The sequence below is a fragment of the Streptomyces xanthophaeus genome (assembly GCF_000725805.1).
Lineage (GTDB): Bacteria > Actinomycetota > Actinomycetes > Streptomycetales > Streptomycetaceae > Streptomyces > Streptomyces xanthophaeus.
Map to the genome: position 1 here is coordinate 280574 of NZ_JOFT01000014.1, position 16284 is coordinate 296857.

Below are 16284 nucleotides of genomic sequence, written 5' to 3' on the forward strand. Positions count from 1 at the left end.
TTCCGACCTTGACATCACGGGTGAATCTGACGGACAGTCAGGTTCACTCGATGATGTGATGCCGGGAGGCCAGCGCCGTGCACCTCGCCCCGACCGAAGGCCAGTTGCGGCTCCGCGCCGAACTGCGGGAGTACTTCAGGGAACTACTGCCGGACGGAGTGCCCGAGGACCCGTCCGGCCAGCGCGAACTGCTGCGCCGCCTCGGCGCCGACGGACTGCTGGGGCTCGGCTGGCCGGTCGAGTACGGCGGCCAGGGCCGCGGCCCGGACGAGCAGTTCGTCTTCTTCGACGAGGCCTACCGGGCGGGCGCACCCGTTTCGATGGTCACGCTCAACACCGTCGGCCCGACCCTGATGAAGTACGGGACGCAGGCGCAGAAGGACTACTTCCTGCCCCGCATCCTCCGGGGCGACATCGTCTTCGCCATCGGCTACTCGGAGCCCGAGGCCGGCACCGACCTCGCCTCCCTGCGCACCCGAGCCGTACGCGACGGCGACGACTGGGTGATCGACGGGCAGAAGATATTCACCTCCAACGCCCAGAACGCGGACTGGATCTGGCTCGCCTGCCGCACCGACCCCGAGGCCCCCAAGCACAAGGGCATCTCGATCATCCTGGTGCCCACCGAAGCCGCCGGTTTCGCCTGGACCCCCATTCACACCGTCGGCGGGCTCACGACCACGGCGACGTACTACGACTCCATCCGCGTGCCCGCGGGCAACCTCGTCGGCCCCGAACACGGCGGCTGGGGCCTGATCACCAACCAGCTCAACCACGAGCGCGTGGCCCTCGCCGCCATCGGCATGCAGGCCGAGGACTTCTACGAGGCCGCGCTCGCCCATGCCCGCACCCCCGACCCGGACAACGGGGACCGGCCCGCCGACCGGCCTTGGGTTCAGTCCCGGCTGGCCGAGGCGTACGCCCGGCTGGCCGCCGTACGGCTGCTCAACTGGCGCCTCGTCCAGGACGTGGGCGGCGGCACTCTGGCGCCCGGCGACGCCAGCGGCGTGAAGTTCCTCGGCACCGAGTCCACCGTCGAGGTGTACCGGATGTGCCAGGAGGTGGTGGGCGAGGCGGGCCTGATCCGGGGCCCGGGGGCCGCCTCCTTCGAAGGGGGCGAGCTGGAGCGGATGAACCGGGCCGCGCAGATCAACACCTTCGGTGGCGGGGTCAGCGAGGTCCAGCGGGAGATCGTCGCCATGATGCGGCTCGGTATGAAAGGGAGGAAGCGATGACACCGGACGGGGCGGCCGGGGAGGCCCGGGGGGCGACCGGACCGGACGGGAGCGGAGAGGCGGAGAGCTTCCACACACTGCTGAAGGACTTCGAGGGCCGGCCCGCCGCCGTCGGGGGGCGCGGCAAGGATCCCGTCAACGCGGCGATGATCCGCCACTGGTGCGAAGCGATGGGCGATGCCAACCCGGCGTACACCGGGCCGGATGCCATTGCTCCGCCCACGATGCTCCAGGCCTGGACGATGGGCGGCCTCTCGGGGCACACGGACCGCTCCACCGCCTACGACGAACTCTCCGCCCTCCTGGACGACGCCGGATTCACCTCGGTGGTCGCCACCGACTGCGAGCAGGAGTACCTGCGACCGCTGCGCCCCGGCGACACGATCACCTTCGACGCCGTCATCGAGGCCGTGTCCCCCCGCAAGACGACCAAGCTGGGCACCGGGCACTTCGTGACGACCCGCATGGACGTCCACGCGAACGGCGAACTCTCCGGGACCCACCGCTTCAGGATCCTCAAGTACACCCCCGCCGCACCCCGGCCCGCGGCCGGCAAGCCCGCGCAGTCCAGGGCCCAGCGTCCCCGCCCGGTGGTCAACCGCGACAACCAGGGCTTCTGGGACGGAGTCAGGGACCACAGGCTGCTGATCCAGCGCTGCACCGCCTGCGCCACCCTCCGCTTCCCGTGGCTCCCGGGCTGCAACGCCTGCTCCTCGCCCGACTGGGACACCGTCGAGGCGTCCGGCGAAGCGACCGTGTTCAGTTACGTCGTCATGCACCACCCGCCCTTCCCGGCCTTCGACCCGCCCTACGCGGTCGCCCTCGTGGAGCTCGCCGAAGGCGTCCGGATGGTCACCAACATCACCGGCATCCCCTACGACAAGGTGCGCATCGGCATGCCCGTCCGGCTGGAGTTCCTGCGCGTCGACGACGACCTCGAACTGCCCGTCTTCCGCGGGGGAGAGGGCTGATGGACTTCCACCCGACCGAGGATCAGGCCGCTGCCGCCGGTCTCGCCGCGCGGATCTTCCGCGACCTGTCCACCCACGAACGCCTCGCCGCCACGGGCACCGGTACCGACACCGAGCTGTGGAAGGCCCTCACGACATCCGGTCTCATCGCCGCCGTCGAGGACATAGGCCTGCTCGGCCTGGTGCTGCTGCTGGAGGAACAGGGGCGCACCACCGCACAGGTCCCGTACGCCGCCACCTGCGCGTACGGCATCCTTCCCGTCGCCGCCCACGGGAGCGCCGAGCAGCGGGACCGACTGCTGCCCGCGCTCGCCACGGGCGAAGCGGTGGCCAGCGGAGCCTTCCCTGACCGCGGCCGGTTCAGGTCCGAGGGCGCCCGGATTACCGGTACGGCCCCCGCCGTGCCCTGGCTGCGCGACGCCACGCACGTGCTGGTCCCGGACACGGACCGCACGCTGTGGCTCGTACGGGTGGACGCGTCCGGCGTGCGGACGTCCCCCGTGGAGACCACCGCCCCCTGGTCGGCGGGCAGCCTGACCCTGACGGGCGCCGAGGCCGAACGCATCGGGTGCGCAGGCTCCGCCGTGAACGCCGTCCCGGATGCCTATGAGCACACGCTGGCCGTGGCGCGCACGGCCTTCGCCGGACTCCAGGCGGGCGTCTGTGCGGGCTCGCTCGCCCGGGCGGTCGAGTTCACCTCCACGCGCGAGCAGTTCGGCCGGCCGCTCTCCACCAACCAGGCGGTGATGCTGAGGGCCGCCGATGCCTACATGGACACGGAAGCCATCCGGGTCACCGCGTACGAGGCGGCCTGGCGCCTCGACCAGGGGCTTCCTGCACGCGAGCACGCACTCACGGCGGCCTGGTGGGCCTCGGAGGCGGGCAAACGGGTCGTGCACGCCGGCCAGCACCTGCACGGAGGGATGGGCGCCGACCTGGACCACCCCGTCCACCGGCACTTCCTGTGGGGGCGCCAGCTGGACGCGTACCTGGGCTGCGGCAGCGAGCTGCTGGCCGAACTGGGCGCCGTACTGGCGCAGGAGGGCTGAGCGATGGGATCCGGCGCGACGGAAGCGGACTCGGCGGGAACGGGCGGGACGGGAGCACACAGGACGGGAGCAGACGGGATGGCATCGGGAGGGGTGCGCGTCGGCGCGGAACTGGGCCCGCTGGAGATTCCGGTCACCCGCACCCTGATCGTCGCGGGCGCGATCGCCTCCCGCGACTACCAGGACGTTCACCACGACGCCGCCTTGGCCCGGGAGAAGGGCTCACCGGACGTCTTCATGAACATCCTGACCACCAACGGCCTGGTCGGCCGGTACGTCACCGACCGTCTCGGCCCCCACTGCGTGCTGCGCAAGGTGGCCATCCGCCTGGGCGCACCCAACTACCCGGGCGACACCATGACCCTGACCGGCACCGTCACCGGCCTCGACGGGGACACCGCCGAGATCCGCGTCGTCGGCACCAACGGCATCGGACACCACGTGACCGGAACCGTCACCGTCACCCTGGGGAGCGCCGCATGAGCGCCCGGACCCGTGACGGACTCGGCGGCCGGGCCGCCATCGCAGGCATCGGGGCGACCGAGTTCTCCAAAGACTCGGGCCGCAGCGAGCTCAAGCTCGCCGTCGAGGCCGTGCACGCCGCGCTCGACGACGCCGGGCTCGGCCCCGGCGACGTCGACGGCATGGTCACCTTCACGATGGACACCAGCCCGGAGATCACCGTCGCCCAGGCGGCGGGCATCGGAGACCTGTCCTTCTTCTCCCGCATCCACTACGGAGGCGGAGCAGCCTGCGCCACCGTGCAGCAGGCGGCGCTGGCCGTCGCCACCGGGGTGGCGGAGGTGGTGGTCTGCTACCGCGCCTTCAACGAGCGTTCCGGCCGCCGCTTCGGCTCGGGAGTGCAGCAGCGCGAGCCCTCGGCCGAGGGGGCGGCGCTCGGCTGGTCCCTGCCCTGGGGCCTGCTGACCCCGGCGTCCTGGGTGGCCATGGCCGCTCAGCGCTACCTGCACACCTACAACCTCACCCCGGAGGCCTTCGGGCACGTTGCGGTCACCGACCGCCGGTACGCCGCGACCAACCCCGCCGCGTACTTCTACGGCCAGCCCATCACCCTCGCCGACCACTCCGCCTCGCGCTGGATCGTCGAACCGCTGCGGCTGCTGGACTGCTGCCAGGAGACGGACGGCGGTCAGGCCATCGTCGTCACCACGACCGAGCGGGCCCGGGACCTGAGGCGGGCACCCGTGGTGATCACCGCAGCCGCACAGGGCGCGGGGCGCCGGCAGGAGGGCATGACCTCCTTCTACCGCGACGGGCTCACCGGACTGCCGGAGATGGACGTGGTCGCGCGCCAGCTGTGGCGGACCAGCGGGCTGCGGCCCTCGGACATCGACGTCGCCATCCTCTACGACCACTTCACCCCGTTCGTGCTCATGCAACTGGAGGAGTTCGGGTTCTGTGCCCCCGGCGAAGCCGCCGATTTCGTGGCCGCGGACGCGCTGCCGTTCAACACCCATGGCGGCCAGCTCGGCGAGGCGTACCTGCACGGCATGAACGGCATCGCCGAGGCCGTTCGGCAGCTGCGCGGTGCCTCCGTCAACCAGGTGGCGGGCGCCGCGCACGCCCTGGTCACAGCCGGTACCGGGGTACCGACCTCCGGACTCGTCCTCGGCGTCGAACGCTGAGGTCAGGGCCGCTGCACGGGCTGCGCGGGGTCCGCCGGTCGGCCCCGCCTCCTCCACCTACAGGAGGTGAGGCCCGCGTCGGTCCTACAACCTGAGACGGATCCGGCTTCAGCACTTGCGGGCGATTCCAGGCCGGGCGTGCGCTCCTAGCGTGGACACATGACCACGCCTGTGTGCCCGCTCGCCTCGAATCCGACGCCGTACCCGTCGTTCTCGGCGTACGTCCGGACCCGCGGCACGGTCCTGATGCGCACCGCGCGCTCGCTCACGGCCAATCCGTGCGATGCCGAGGACCTGCTCCAGACCGCCCTCACCAAGACGTACGTCGCCTGGGACCGGATCGAGGACCACCGCGCCCTGGACGGTTACGTCCGGCGGACCCTGGTCAACACGCGCACCTCCCAGTGGCGCAAGCGCAAGGTCGACGAGTTCTCCTGCGAGGAGATCCCGGAGGCCGAGGAGACGCCGACCGCCGACCCCGCCGAGGCGCAGGCGCTGCGCGACGCGATGTGGCGTGCGGTGACCCGGCTGCCCGACCGGCAGCGGGCCATGGTCGTCCTGCGCTACTACGAGGACCTGAGCGAGGTGCAGACCGCCGAACTGCTCGGGGTCTCGGTCGGCACGGTCAAGAGCGCCGTCTCTCGTGCGCTCGGCAAGCTCCGCGAGGACCCGGAGCTCCTTCCCGTGCGCTGAGCCGCTGCGGCATTCGGTGTTTCACGTGAAACACCGCCCGGACCCACCTGAACCGGAGCACACCCGCCCGCCGCCGGATGTTTCACGTGAAACACGGGCCGGTTCTACTCCTGGGTAGTGACATGCCGACCGGTACGTGCGCAGAATCGGCAGCATCCGTAGCCGCCGCAGCGCCGCAGCGCTCACCGGGAGGACGCTTTGCTGAGCACCATGCAGGACGTACCGCTCCTCGTCACCCGCATACTCCAGCACGGGATGACGATCCACGGGAAGTCCCAGGTCACCACCTGGACCGGGGAGGCCGAGCCGCATCGCCGCAGCTTCGCCGAGATCGGTACCCGCGCCACCCGCCTCGCCAACGCCTTGCGCGACGAGTTCGGAGTCCAGCAGGGCGACCGGGTCGCCACGCTCATGTGGAACAACTCCGAGCACGTCGAGGCGTACTTCGCGATCCCCTCCATGGGCGCGGTCCTGCACACGCTCAATCTCCGCCTGCCCCCGGAGCAGCTGGTCTTCATCGTCAACCACGCCGCCGACCGGGTGGTGCTGGTCAACGGCACACTGCTGCCCCTGCTCGTGCCGCTGCTGCCGCACCTGCCGACCGTCGAGCACGTGGTCGTCGCCGGCATCGGCGACCGCTCGGCGCTCGAGGGCCTGGACGTGCGGGTCCACGACTACGAGGAGCTCCTCGAAGGCCGCTCCGACAGCTACGACTGGCCCGATCTGGACGAACGCCAGGCGGCCGCGATGTGCTACACCTCCGGCACCACCGGAGACCCCAAGGGCGTCGTCTACTCCCACCGGTCGATCTACCTGCACTCCATGCAGGTCAACATGGCCGAGTCGATGGGTCTGACCGCCGCGGACACCAGCCTGGTCGTGGTCCCGCAGTTCCACGTGAACGCGTGGGGCCTGCCGCACGCCACGTTCATGACCGGCATCAACATGCTGATGCCGGACCGCTTCCTGCAGCCCGCACCGCTCGCCGAGATGATCGAGCGGGAGAAGCCCTCGCACGCCGCGGCCGTCCCCACCATCTGGCAGGGACTGCTGGCCGAGGTCACCGCGAACCCCCGTGACCTGACCTCGATGAAGCAGGTCACGATCGGCGGCGCGGCCTGTCCGCCCTCCCTGATGGAGGCCTACGACAAGCTCGGCGTCCGCCTCTGTCACGCCTGGGGCATGACCGAGACCTCCCCGCTGGGCACCATGGCGCACCCGCCGGCCGGCCTGACCGCCGAGGAGGAGTGGCCGTACCGGATCACCCAGGGCCGTTTCCCGGCGGGCGTGGAGGCCCGCCTGGTCGGTCCCGACGGCAGCTTCCTGCCCTGGGACGGCGAGTCCGCGGGCGAGCTGGAGGTGCGCGGCACCTGGATCGCGGGTGCCTACTACGGCGGCGCGTCCGGCGAACCCTTCCGGCCCGAGGACAAGTTCAGCGCGGACGGCTGGCTCAAGACCGGCGACGTCGGGGTCATCAGCTCCGACGGGTACCTCACGCTGACGGACCGGGCCAAGGACGTCATCAAGTCCGGCGGTGAGTGGATTTCCAGCGTGGAGCTGGAGAACGCGCTGATGGCGCACCCCGAGGTCGCCGAGGCTGCCGTCGTCGCCGTCCCCGACGACAAGTGGGGCGAGCGTCCGCTGGCCACCGTCGTCCTCAAGGAGGGGGCGACCGTGGACTACGAGGGACTGCGCGCCTTCCTCGCCCAGTCGATCGCCAAGTGGCAGCTGCCGGAGCGCTGGACGGTCATCGCATCGGTGCCGAAGACGAGCGTGGGCAAGTTCGACAAGAAGGTGATCCGCAAGCAGTACGCGGACGGGGCCCTGGACGTCACGAAGCTCGACTGACCCGGCCCGGAGGTCTCAGCCCCTGGTGAGCCACGGCCGCAGCAGCTTGCTGACGGCGGGCATGGCCACGTAGGTCATCAGGGTGCTGAAGACGACGGCGAAAGCGGCCGTCCGCAGGACGAAGTGCAGATCCACCAGGTACGGCCCGAGCAGCGCGTTGCCGGCGAGTGAGATCGGGAAGATGGCCAGCCCCGAGCTGATCACCATCTTCCATCGCGGCGGCGCGGGCCGGGTCGTACCCGGCTTGGCGAACCACGTCTCCATGCCGTGCAGCTCCCGGCGGGCTATCTCCGTGTGGTGGTGGCCGAGGCAGTTCGAGAACCACTGCGCCCGCTCCGCGGAGTCCTGCCAGCGCTGGAACGCCGCCTGATTGCGGAACCGGTGGACCAGGAACCACGGTTCGCCCTCGGACGCAGGGCGGAACAGCCCGTACCCGAGGTGGTCGGGGAAGCCCGCGGCCGTTTCCAGGATCCCGTGGGCCCAGGCCTCGAAGTTCTCCTCGTGCCCCGGCTCCACCTTCCGGGCGATCAGCAGGTTCACCTCCCCGTTGTCGGCGGGTACGGTCTGCTCGCTCGCGTTGATGATGGCCATCGGGCCAGGATTACTAGTTGGTGCCGATCTTGGCCAGCAGGTCCACGATGCGGCCCTGCACGTCCGTCGTGGTGGCCCGTTCGGCGAGGAAGAGCACGCTCTCGCCGGAGGCCAGCCGCGGCAGCTCGGCCGGGTCGATGCCGGCCGTCGTGTAGACGACCAGCGGGGTGCGGTTCAGCTGCCCGTTGGCGCGCAGCCAGTCCACGATCCCGGCACGCCGACGGCGTACCTGCATCAGGTCCATGACCACCAGGTTGGGCCGCATCCTCGTGGCCAGCTCCACGGCGTCGGTGTCCGCTCCGGCCCGGGCGACCTGAAGACCGCGCCGCTCCAGCGCGGCCGTCAGCGCGGTGGCGATCTCCTCGTGCTCCTCGATCAGCAGGACCCGGGACGGGTGCTGCTCGCTGTCGCGCGGCGCGAGCGCCTTGAGGAGGACGGCCGGATCGGCCCCGTACGCCGCCTCGCGCGTGGCGTGCCCCAGACCGGCCGTGACCAGTACGGGGACCTCCGCGGCCACGGCGGCCTGACGCAGGGACTGGAGCGCGGTCCGGGTGATGGGCCCGGTCAGCGGATCCACGAACAGCGCGGCGGGGAACGCGGCGATCTGCGCGTCCACCTCCTCGCGGGAGTGCACGATCACCGGGCGGTAGCCGCGGTCGCTGAGCGCCTGCTGCGTCTGCACGTCGGGTGCCGGCCACACCAGGAGCCGGCGCGGGTTGTCCAGGGGCTCCGGCGGGAGTTCGTCGTCCACCGGGCGCGGTACGGGCCGGTTGACCACCTCTACGGCCCCGCCGGGACCGTCCAGCGGCTCCGGACCCTCGTCGGAGCCCGCCTCCGGAGCTCCTATGGCGAAGGCCCGGCCCTGGGGCGCGGGCTCGGCGAGCCGGCGGCGGCGGCCGGACCCCGATCCGCCCGTGCCGCCCGAGCCACCCGGGTCCACGGAGATGCCCTGTCCGAGGGTGCCGAGGGCGCGCACGCTGATCGGCTGGCCGGGCTGGCCCTCCGCCGGGGCGTCCTGCGGCTGCCGGGCCCCGGGCACCGCGACCTGGCCGGAGGAGTCGTCGTCCTCGGGAGCCGTCCGCGCCGAGGGGACCGGCCACGCCGGAGTGGCGGGCAGCGCCCGACGCCGCCCGGTCGGGTGCGCCGCATCCGTGGAGTCCGCTGCTTCCGCGGCGGGCTGCGTCACGGGCTGTGCGGCGGTCTCGCTCTCCCCGCCGGGCGCACCGAGCACCCGGCGCCCACGGCGACCGCCGGGGCCGTCGGAGTCCGCCTCGGCCTCGGCGGGAGCGGGAGCCGGTCCTGCCATGGCGTGCGCCTGCGGGGCCGCAGGAGCGGGGGTCGGTCCCGCGGGCAGCGCGAAACCGCCCTCGGGAGCGATCTGCCGGACGGGTGCCTGGGCGGGCGCGGGCGTCGGCCCCAGCCCGGTCGCCGGTACGGGGCCCCCGGGCTGCGCCGGGGCGGCCGGGCCGAGAGCCCGTCGCCGTCCGGCGGGGTGCTCGGTCACCGGGACCGTCGGCACGGTGGGTACGGGAGGCAGGGCGGGCATGCCGGTGCCCTGCGGGGGCACGGGCCGCCCGGCCCCGCCCTGACCGCCCTCGCCGCTGCCGTCACCGTCCCGGCCCCGGCGGCGTCCGGTACCGAGCCCCGCCGGATTCACCGGGGACTGGGCCAGACCCGATCCCGGGTCGGTGTCGTCGGAGCCCGCCTCGCCCCCTCGCCGCCGTCCGGAGGGCAGCGCCAGTGCGCCCGCGCCGCCCTCGGCCGCCTTGGCGGCCCCCGGTCCGCCGGGAACCTCGTCGTCCAGGAAGGCGTCGACCCCGCGCCGCGCGCGCCGGCCGCCGGAGACCTTCCCCGCGGGGGCCGCGTCGGACTCGGCGGCGTCGCCCGGCGGCTTCTGCTCGGGCTCCGGCAGGGTCACCGTCCCGGCTCCCGCACCCAGCGGCAGCTCCAGCACGTACGCGCCGCCGGGCGCGCCCGGTACCTCCACGGTCTGCAGCACGCCGCCGTGCGCGGCCACGATCCCCCGCACGATCGGCTCGTGCACCGGGTTCCCGCCCTCGTAAGGCCCCCGGACCTCGATCCGTACGACGTCACCGCGCTGCGCGGCCGCCACCACGATCGTCGAGTCGCTGTAGCCGCTGCCCTGACGTGTCTTGCCGGTGGCGTCCACCCCGGCGACGTCCGCGACCAGGTGCGCGAGCGCGGTCGCGATGCGGTCGGCGTCCACCTCGGCCTCGATCGTCGGGGCGTGGACGGCGAACTGCGCACGCCCCGGGCCGATCAGCTCGACCGCGCCGTCGACACCGGCGGTGACGACACCGTTGATCAGGACCTTCTTCTTCCTGAGCCGGTCGCTGCCCGCGTCCAGCCGCTGGAAGCCGAGCACGTTGTCCACGAGCGTGGTCATCCGGGAGTATCCGGCGGCCAGGTGGTGCAGCAGTTGGTTCGCCTCGGGCCACAGCTGTCCCGCGTCATCGGCGGCGAGCGTCGCCAGCTCCCCGCGCAGCTCCTCCAGCGGCCCGCGCAGCGATTCGCCGAGGACGGCCAGCAGCTGTGCGTGGCGGGCGGCGAGCGCGTCGTAGGGCCGCCGGTCGGTGAAGGTCATGACGGCGCCGACGAGCTGCTCCCCGTCCCGTACGGGCGAAGTGGTCAGGTCGACGGCCACCGGCTGGCCGGCCTTGTTCCAGAGCACCTGGCCGCGCACGCGGTGCTTGCGTCCGCTGCGCAGGGTGTCGGCGAGCGGGGACTCCTCGAAGGGGAACGGCGAGCCGTCGGCGCGCGAGTGCTGGACGAGGCCGTGCAGTTCGCGGTTGCCGAGATCGGTGGCGCGGTAGCCGAGGATCTGCGCGGCGGCCGGATTGACCAGCACCACACGTCCGTCTGTGTCCGTGCCGACGACGCCCTCGGCGGCGGCCCGCAGGATCATCTCCGTCTGGCGCTGCGAGCGGGCCAGCTCGGCCTCGGTGTCCACCGTCTGGGAGAGGTCCCGTACGACGAGCATCAGCAGCTCGTCACCGGTGTAGGAAGGCTGCGGCTCCCGGTAGGCGTCGCGGCCGTCGAGATGGGCGCTGGTGACCTCGACGGGGAACTCGCTGCCGTCGGTCCGGCGGGCGACCATCCGCGCGGGCTTGGCCCGGCCTCCGTCGTCCTCGCCGGGCCGGCGCATCGAGCCGGGGATCAGCTTGGAGTCGAACTCGGGCAGGAGGTCGAGCACGCCCCGGCCGACGAGCCCCGTGCCGGGACTCTCCATGACCTCGAGGGCGATCGAATTCGCGTTGACGACAGTGCCGTTGGCGTTGACGAGCAACAGCGCGTCCGGAAGAGCGTCGAGTATTGCTGCGAGGCGAGCAGCGCCTCGGGATGGCCTGCTGCTCACGACGAGCTTCCTCCCTGACCACAACTACCGGCAAGTCACGGGAGGAGTCTAAGGCCACAGCCCCGCGGCGGTAGGGCGGATGCGGTGCGGATACCGCCCTGGCCGCGCATCCTCCCAGGTCAGGAACGCCCTGGCGGAAGCAGAGGTTCCAACTCGTCCCAGCGGTTGATCTCGCATCCGTTGGTCCGCCGGAAGGTGGCGTCCACCTTGCGTCCGTCCCAGGTTCCGGTGATCCGGGCGGTCGCCGGACCCCCGTGCTGGAGGCTGCAGGCCTGCCGGTCGGAGACGGGGGCGAAGGGGTCCTTCCTCTCCTTGGTCAGCTGGTCCAGCCGGGCGCAGGACTCCACCTTCCAGGGGTGGTCACCGCCCACCGGATCGCACTCCAGCCGGTACTCCCGGTCCAGCCGGGGGTTGCCCGTGGCGGACATGGCGATGGTGAGGCGGTCGGGGGTCTCCAGCAGCTCTCCGAGCCGGCTCAGCGGTGGCAGTGGCCCGGCAGCCGCGGCGGCGAGGGCTGAGGTGACGGCGAAGGCGGCGAGACGCAGCATGAGGCACTCCAGGTCGTCCGTACGTCGTACGCGGTGCCCAACGACGGGCGTCCGCCTACGTTGCGTCCCGGGGGCATTAAGGCTTTGCTCTCCGCCCGCTCGTCCTAGTACCGTGGGAGCGGATTGGTGACCGGCCCTGCGCCTGTGTCATCATCTGCACGCACCTTCGTACGCGAGGGTGTGCTGGAGGCGTCGCCTAGTCCGGTCTATGGCGCCGCACTGCTAATGCGGTTTGGGGCTTACCCCCCATCGAGGGTTCAAATCCCTCCGCCTCCGCACTTCACGAAGCCCCGGTCCGTATGGACCGGGGCTTCGGTGCGTTTCCGGCCCGGCTGCGACCTGTGTACGACCCAGGGCGCCTGGCCGGACCCAACTGGACGATCTTCTTCCAGGCCGTTTCCGCAGGTCAGCGGTGGTTTAGCTAATGGATTTCGCGTCCCGGCGAGGTCCATGTATTGTTGTTCTCGCAAGGCCAACGGGGCGCAAAACCCCAGCAAGCCAAGCACTCGTAGCTTAACGGATAGAGCATCTGACTACGGATCAGAAGGTTGCAGGTTCGAATCCTGCCGAGTGCACAGCAGACCAGAGGCCCCGGACGAAAGTCCGGGGCCTCTGGCGTTTTCCCGCACCGGGTGACCGGTTCGTGATTCGCTCCTGCGGGGCCGGCCCACTCATGTGGCCCTCCCGCCCCGCGCATGCGAGGAGCAGAGAGTGACCGTCCACCTCGCGGAGCCGCTGACCGGCGAGCTCCCCGTCCCCGAACGTGTCTGGTACGCGTCGTACGGCTCCAACATGCACATGGACCGGCTGACCGCGTACCTCGCGGGAGGGACGCCGCCCGGCGCGACGCGGACGTATCCGGGGTGCCGGGACCACCGGGCGCCGGAGCGTTCCCTCGCCGTCGAACTCGCCGGGTGCCTCTACTTCGCGACGGAGTCCCCCGTGTGGACCGGCGGCAGGGGCTTCTACGACCCGGAGGCGCCCGGGCGTATGAGGGCGCGCGCCCATCTGGTGACCGTGGGCCAGCTGTCGGACGTGGCGGCGCAGGAGATGTACCGGGAGCCGGGGGCGGACGTCGACCTGACCAGGGCGCTGTGTGAGGGGCGCGACCGATTGGGTGCGGGCCGGTACGAGACGCTCATCTGCCCGGGGACGATCGAGGGGATCCCCGTGCTGACCTTCACCGCGCCGTGGAGCTCCCGGGAGGTCGATCCGCTCATGCCGTCGGCCGCGTACCTGAGGTACCTGGCCGGGGGGCTGCTGGAATCGGGTCCTTGGGCAGAGCGGGACATCGCCGACTACCTGGCGTCCTGCCCGGGGGCGGCTGGGAACTGGACCTCGGACCAGGTGCTGGAGCTGCTCACGGGGGGCTGATCGCGCGGGGGCTGTCAGCCGCGCGCGATGGTGCCGGGCGGGTCTCCTCCTTGGTGGGGAGGGGGTCCCCCGGAGGTTGTCAGGGGTGATCTGGCTCTGTGGGGTGACGTGGACCAGCGGGGGGCCTGGCTAGTGTTTCGGGAGATGGACCGAAGCTGAGGAAGAGGGGGCTCCCATGGGGCTGTTCGGGAATGCGCACACCGTCGACCAGGCGTCGGCGCAGCGGGACTACGCGCGGCTGCTGGGGCACGGGGAGCAGGTGCATGCGGCGTACGTGCTGATCCGGGACACGATCCTGTTCACGGACCGGCGGCTGGTCTTCGTCGACAAGCAGGGGATCACGGGCAAGAAGGTGGAGTACCACTCCGTCCCGTACCGGAGCATCACGCACTTCTCCGTCGAGACTGCGGGGCACTTCGATCTCGATGCCGAGCTCAAGATCTGGATATCCGGCAGTGCGACGCCCCTGGAGAAGACCTTCACCAAGGGCGTCGACATCTACGAGGTCCAGGCGATCCTGACGCAGTTCGTCGCCCGCTAGCGGACCCGGGGGAGGCCGGTCACCGACATCACCAGGGAGTAGAGGGAGGTGGTGGCGGTGATGAACAGGCGGTTGTTCTTGGGGCCGCCGAAGGCGATGTTCGAGACGGGTTCGGGGACGCGGACGCGGCCGGTCAAGGTGCCGTCCTGGGCGTAGCAGTGGACGCCGGAGGCCATCGCGGCCGCCCACAGGCGCCCTTGGTCGTCGAAGCGGATGTTGTCGACCGAGGGGCAGTCGGTGAAGACCCGGTCGCCGGTCAGGGAGCCGTCGTCGGTGACCTTGAAGGCGCGGATGTGGCCGGCCCGGGTGTCCGCCGCGTAGAGCTCGCTCTCGTCGGGGGAGAAGGCGAGGCCGTTCGGGCCGAGGAAGCCGTCTGCCACCATGCGGACCGCGCCGGTGGCGGGGTCGGCCCGGTAGAGGTTGCAGGCGCCGATCTCGCTGGGTGCGCGCAGGCCCTCGTAGTCGCTGGTGATGCCGAAGTCCGGGTCGGAGAACCAGACCGAGCCGTCGGAGTGGACCACGGCGTCGTTCGGGCTGTTGAGCCGCTTGCCGTCGAAGCGGTCGGCGATGACGGTGAGGGTGCCGTCCGGCTCGGTGCGGGTGACGCGCCGGTTGCCCTGCTCGCAGGTGATCAGGCGGCCTTCGCGGTCCAGGGTGTTGCCGTTGGGGTGGCCGGCCGGGGAGCGGAAGACGGAGACGGCTCCGGTGGCCTCGTCCCAGCGCAGCATCCGGTCGTTGGGGATGTCGCTCCACACCAGCTGCCGCCAGGCCGGCAGGTAGAGCGGCCCTTCGGCCCAGCGGCAGTCGTCGTACAGCCGGTCCAGGCGGGCGTCGCCGTTGGCGCAGCGTCCGGTACGGAACCGGTCGTCCAGAATCTCGTACAAGGTGAGATCGGCTATGCCAAACATCGTTCCCCCTGAGAGTATTTAGCCGAAGCTTGTTCGGTGTGATGGTGAGATTGCCGGATCGGGTACCTTCCTCGCAAGAGCCAACGGGCTCATGAGAGGAAGATCGCGTGGACGACATCGACCGGGCGCTGGTCCTGCGCCTGCAGGAGGACGCGGGTCAGTCGTACGCCGCTCTCGGCACCGCCGTCGGGCTCTCGGCCGGAGCCACCCATGAGCGGGTGCGCAAGCTGCGCGAGCGCGGGGTCATCCTGCGGACCACCGTCGACGTGGACCCGGCCGCGGTCGGGAGCGGGGTCCTCGCCTATGTGATGGTCGATTCCAACGCCTGGATGGGCGAGTCCGCTGGGGCCTTCGAGGCGATCCCGGAGATCCAGGAGGCGCACATCATCGCGGGCAGTGCCTCGGTGCTGGTGAAGGTGCGTACGGCCTCCACCGGGCAGTTGCAGGACGTCCTGCGCCGCCTCTACGCCATCGACGGGGTCAGTGGGACGCATGCCACCGTCGTCCTGGAGACCTTCTTCGAGCGGCCGCTCCCGCTGTGAGCTGGTGGTGCACCGGGATCCGGTGGCAGGGAGGCCGGCCCGCCATCGGGTGGCTCGGTGAGGGGCGCGAGGAGCGGGCGAGCGTGCTCACGTACGGCCGGCAGCTGGCCTTCGTCGCGCGCGGCGAGCGGCACTGCCTCGGCGTACGGCGGGCCGGCAAGCGCACCGCCTGTCCCACGGCCGCAGCCGTGCCCGCCCGGGCCGGGAACGCGCAGTGCCCCGAATGCGCCCGCCTGGACCGGTCGTTCTCGGTGGCCGCCGACACCAACGCGGCGGATCCGCGCACCTACCGGGTGTACCTGGCCTGGTTCGGGCCCGGCATGGTCAAGGTCGGCATCACCGCCGAGGAGCGGGGGCCGGCCCGGCTGCTGGAGCAGGGTGCGGTGACCTGGACGTGGCTGGGGCGCGGGCCGCTGATGGCCGCCCGCCGTACCGAGGAACTGCTGCGGGCGGCCCTCGGCGTGCCCGACCGGATCGCCTACGCCCGTAAGCGGGCCGTACGGGGACACCTGCCGGCCGCGTCCGGACGGGCCCGGGAGGTCGCCGAGCTGCACGCCCGGGCGGGTGCGCTGGCGGGGTGGCCGGAGTCGCTGGAGCGGCTGGAGTGCGAGATCACCGACCATGCCGAGCCGTTCGGGCTGGACGGACTGCCCCTGCCCGCCCGGGTGATCGCGCACATGGTGCCCGGCGGAGCGGTGGCGGGGCAGCTGGTGGGTGCGGCCGGGCCCGATCTGCACTTCGCGGACGGGCTAGTGGTCGACACCCGGCTGCTGGCCGGCTGGGAACTCCTGGCTCCCGGGGACGAACCGGTCACCGCGGTCCCCGTGGCGGAGATCCCCTCGGTCGGTACGACGGACGGGCAGGAAGGGCTGTTCTGAGCGGTCCGGGCGGGCGGGAGACGGCCGGGCAAGGTCAAATCTTGGATCCCTTCGGGCGTGAGGGCCGGATTCCTGTGGACAGGC

The 16284-nt window shown here is 71.7% G+C and carries 15 protein-coding genes and 2 tRNA genes; 13 read left to right on the forward strand and 4 right to left on the reverse strand.

The genetic code is table 11. The features are described from left to right. Nucleotides 1-77: 77 nt before the first annotated feature. The 7 genes from IO30_RS0110150 to IO30_RS0110180 all read left to right on the forward strand — a co-directional run bounded on the left by IO30_RS0110150 (nucleotide 78) and on the right by IO30_RS0110180 (nucleotide 7442). Complete coding sequence (locus IO30_RS0110150) at nucleotides 78-1235, forward strand: acyl-CoA dehydrogenase family protein (protein WP_031141457.1); 1158 nt, start codon at nucleotides 78-80, stop codon at nucleotides 1233-1235. Next, complete coding sequence (locus IO30_RS0110155; protein ID WP_078904624.1) at nucleotides 1232-2206, forward strand: bifunctional MaoC family dehydratase N-terminal/OB-fold nucleic acid binding domain-containing protein; 975 nt, start codon at nucleotides 1232-1234, stop codon at nucleotides 2204-2206. The genes IO30_RS0110150 and IO30_RS0110155 overlap by 4 nt, the downstream gene beginning before the upstream one ends. Then, the gene (locus IO30_RS0110160) at nucleotides 2206-3255 is read left to right on the forward strand and encodes an acyl-CoA dehydrogenase family protein (protein ID WP_031141460.1); all 1050 of its coding nucleotides are present in this window, start codon (nucleotides 2206-2208) and stop codon (nucleotides 3253-3255) included. Before IO30_RS0110155 ends, IO30_RS0110160 begins: the two co-directional genes overlap by 1 nt. 93 nt (nucleotides 3256-3348) lie before the next feature. Then, nucleotides 3349-3738 carry a MaoC/PaaZ C-terminal domain-containing protein gene (locus IO30_RS0110165; RefSeq protein WP_199921057.1) on the forward strand — a complete coding sequence of 130 codons (390 nt, stop codon included), beginning with the start codon at nucleotides 3349-3351 and terminating at the stop codon, nucleotides 3736-3738. Further along, nucleotides 3735-4901: a lipid-transfer protein gene (locus IO30_RS0110170; protein ID WP_031141464.1), complete on the forward strand. Its 1167-nt coding sequence runs from the start codon at nucleotides 3735-3737 to the stop codon at nucleotides 4899-4901. Before IO30_RS0110165 ends, IO30_RS0110170 begins: the two co-directional genes overlap by 4 nt. Before the next feature lie 159 nt (nucleotides 4902-5060). Then, entirely contained in the window at nucleotides 5061-5594 is a 534-nt protein-coding gene (locus tag IO30_RS0110175; RefSeq protein ID WP_031141466.1) for a SigE family RNA polymerase sigma factor, read from the forward strand. A 198-nt stretch (nucleotides 5595-5792) separates the two neighbouring features. Continuing rightward, entirely contained in the window at nucleotides 5793-7442 is a 1650-nt protein-coding gene (locus tag IO30_RS0110180) for a long-chain fatty acid--CoA ligase (RefSeq protein ID WP_031141469.1), read from the forward strand. A 15-nt stretch (nucleotides 7443-7457) separates the two neighbouring features. On the opposite strand, the gene IO30_RS0110185 is transcribed toward IO30_RS0110180, so the two are convergent. The 3 genes from IO30_RS0110185 to IO30_RS0110195 form a co-directional block, all read right to left on the reverse strand. Then, nucleotides 7458-8033, reverse strand: coding sequence for an antibiotic biosynthesis monooxygenase (locus IO30_RS0110185; protein ID WP_031141471.1), 576 nt, complete (start codon nucleotides 8031-8033; stop codon nucleotides 7458-7460). 13 nt (nucleotides 8034-8046) lie between these two features. Further along, complete coding sequence (locus tag IO30_RS0110190; RefSeq protein WP_031141474.1) at nucleotides 8047-11409, reverse strand: response regulator; 3363 nt, start codon at nucleotides 11407-11409, stop codon at nucleotides 8047-8049. Nucleotides 11410-11528: 119 nt separating this feature from the next. Continuing rightward, nucleotides 11529-11957 carry an SSI family serine proteinase inhibitor gene (locus IO30_RS0110195; protein ID WP_031141476.1) on the reverse strand — a complete coding sequence of 143 codons (429 nt, stop codon included), beginning with the start codon at nucleotides 11955-11957 and terminating at the stop codon, nucleotides 11529-11531. A 185-nt stretch (nucleotides 11958-12142) separates the two neighbouring features. Between IO30_RS0110195 and IO30_RS0110200 the strand changes: the two genes are divergently transcribed. From IO30_RS0110200 to IO30_RS0110215, 4 genes are all read left to right on the forward strand, one after another. After that, nucleotides 12143-12233 (forward strand) — tRNA-Ser (locus IO30_RS0110200). A gap of 226 nt (nucleotides 12234-12459) precedes the next feature. Beyond that, nucleotides 12460-12532: transfer RNA gene (locus tag IO30_RS0110205), tRNA-Arg, on the forward strand. Nucleotides 12533-12749: 217 nt separating this feature from the next. Beyond that, nucleotides 12750-13331 carry a hypothetical protein gene (locus IO30_RS0110210; protein ID WP_051859379.1) on the forward strand — a complete coding sequence of 194 codons (582 nt, stop codon included), beginning with the start codon at nucleotides 12750-12752 and terminating at the stop codon, nucleotides 13329-13331. Nucleotides 13332-13506: 175 nt separating this feature from the next. Continuing rightward, a complete protein-coding gene (locus tag IO30_RS0110215) occupies nucleotides 13507-13872 on the forward strand; it encodes a PH domain-containing protein (RefSeq protein ID WP_031141480.1) in 366 nt (121 codons plus the stop codon). Here IO30_RS0110215 and IO30_RS0110220 read toward each other — a convergent pair. Further along, the gene (locus tag IO30_RS0110220; protein ID WP_031141482.1) at nucleotides 13869-14780 is read right to left on the reverse strand and encodes an SMP-30/gluconolactonase/LRE family protein; all 912 of its coding nucleotides are present in this window, start codon (nucleotides 14778-14780) and stop codon (nucleotides 13869-13871) included. The two genes, IO30_RS0110215 and IO30_RS0110220, sit on opposite strands and share 4 nt — an antisense overlap. A gap of 107 nt (nucleotides 14781-14887) precedes the next feature. Between IO30_RS0110220 and IO30_RS0110225 the strand changes: the two genes are divergently transcribed. Then, on the forward strand, nucleotides 14888-15322 hold the full coding sequence (locus tag IO30_RS0110225; protein ID WP_031141484.1) for an Lrp/AsnC family transcriptional regulator: 435 nt from the start codon (nucleotides 14888-14890) through the stop codon (nucleotides 15320-15322). Then, nucleotides 15319-16200: a DUF2797 domain-containing protein gene (locus IO30_RS0110230; protein WP_031141487.1), complete on the forward strand. Its 882-nt coding sequence runs from the start codon at nucleotides 15319-15321 to the stop codon at nucleotides 16198-16200. Before IO30_RS0110225 ends, IO30_RS0110230 begins: the two co-directional genes overlap by 4 nt. Nucleotides 16201-16284: the final 84 nt, after the last annotated feature.

Excerpts from the sequence above, each read along its gene's own strand:
- IO30_RS0110195 (WP_031141476.1), bottom strand. The coding sequence starts at position 11,957 with ATGCTGCGTCTCGCCGCCTTCGCCGTCACCTCAGCCCTCGCCGCCGCG.
- IO30_RS0110220 (WP_031141482.1), bottom strand. The coding sequence starts at position 14,780 with ATGTTTGGCATAGCCGATCTCACCTTGTACGAGATTCTGGACGACCGG.
- IO30_RS0110160 (WP_031141460.1), top strand. The coding sequence starts at position 2,206 with ATGGACTTCCACCCGACCGAGGATCAGGCCGCTGCCGCCGGTCTCGCC.
- IO30_RS0110175 (WP_031141466.1), top strand. The coding sequence starts at position 5,061 with ATGACCACGCCTGTGTGCCCGCTCGCCTCGAATCCGACGCCGTACCCG.
- IO30_RS0110155 (WP_078904624.1), top strand. The coding sequence starts at position 1,232 with ATGACACCGGACGGGGCGGCCGGGGAGGCCCGGGGGGCGACCGGACCG.
- IO30_RS0110185 (WP_031141471.1), bottom strand. The coding sequence starts at position 8,033 with ATGGCCATCATCAACGCGAGCGAGCAGACCGTACCCGCCGACAACGGG.
- IO30_RS0110170 (WP_031141464.1), top strand. The coding sequence starts at position 3,735 with ATGAGCGCCCGGACCCGTGACGGACTCGGCGGCCGGGCCGCCATCGCA.
- IO30_RS0110215 (WP_031141480.1), top strand. The coding sequence starts at position 13,507 with ATGGGGCTGTTCGGGAATGCGCACACCGTCGACCAGGCGTCGGCGCAG.
- IO30_RS0110210 (WP_051859379.1), top strand. The coding sequence starts at position 12,750 with ATGCACATGGACCGGCTGACCGCGTACCTCGCGGGAGGGACGCCGCCC.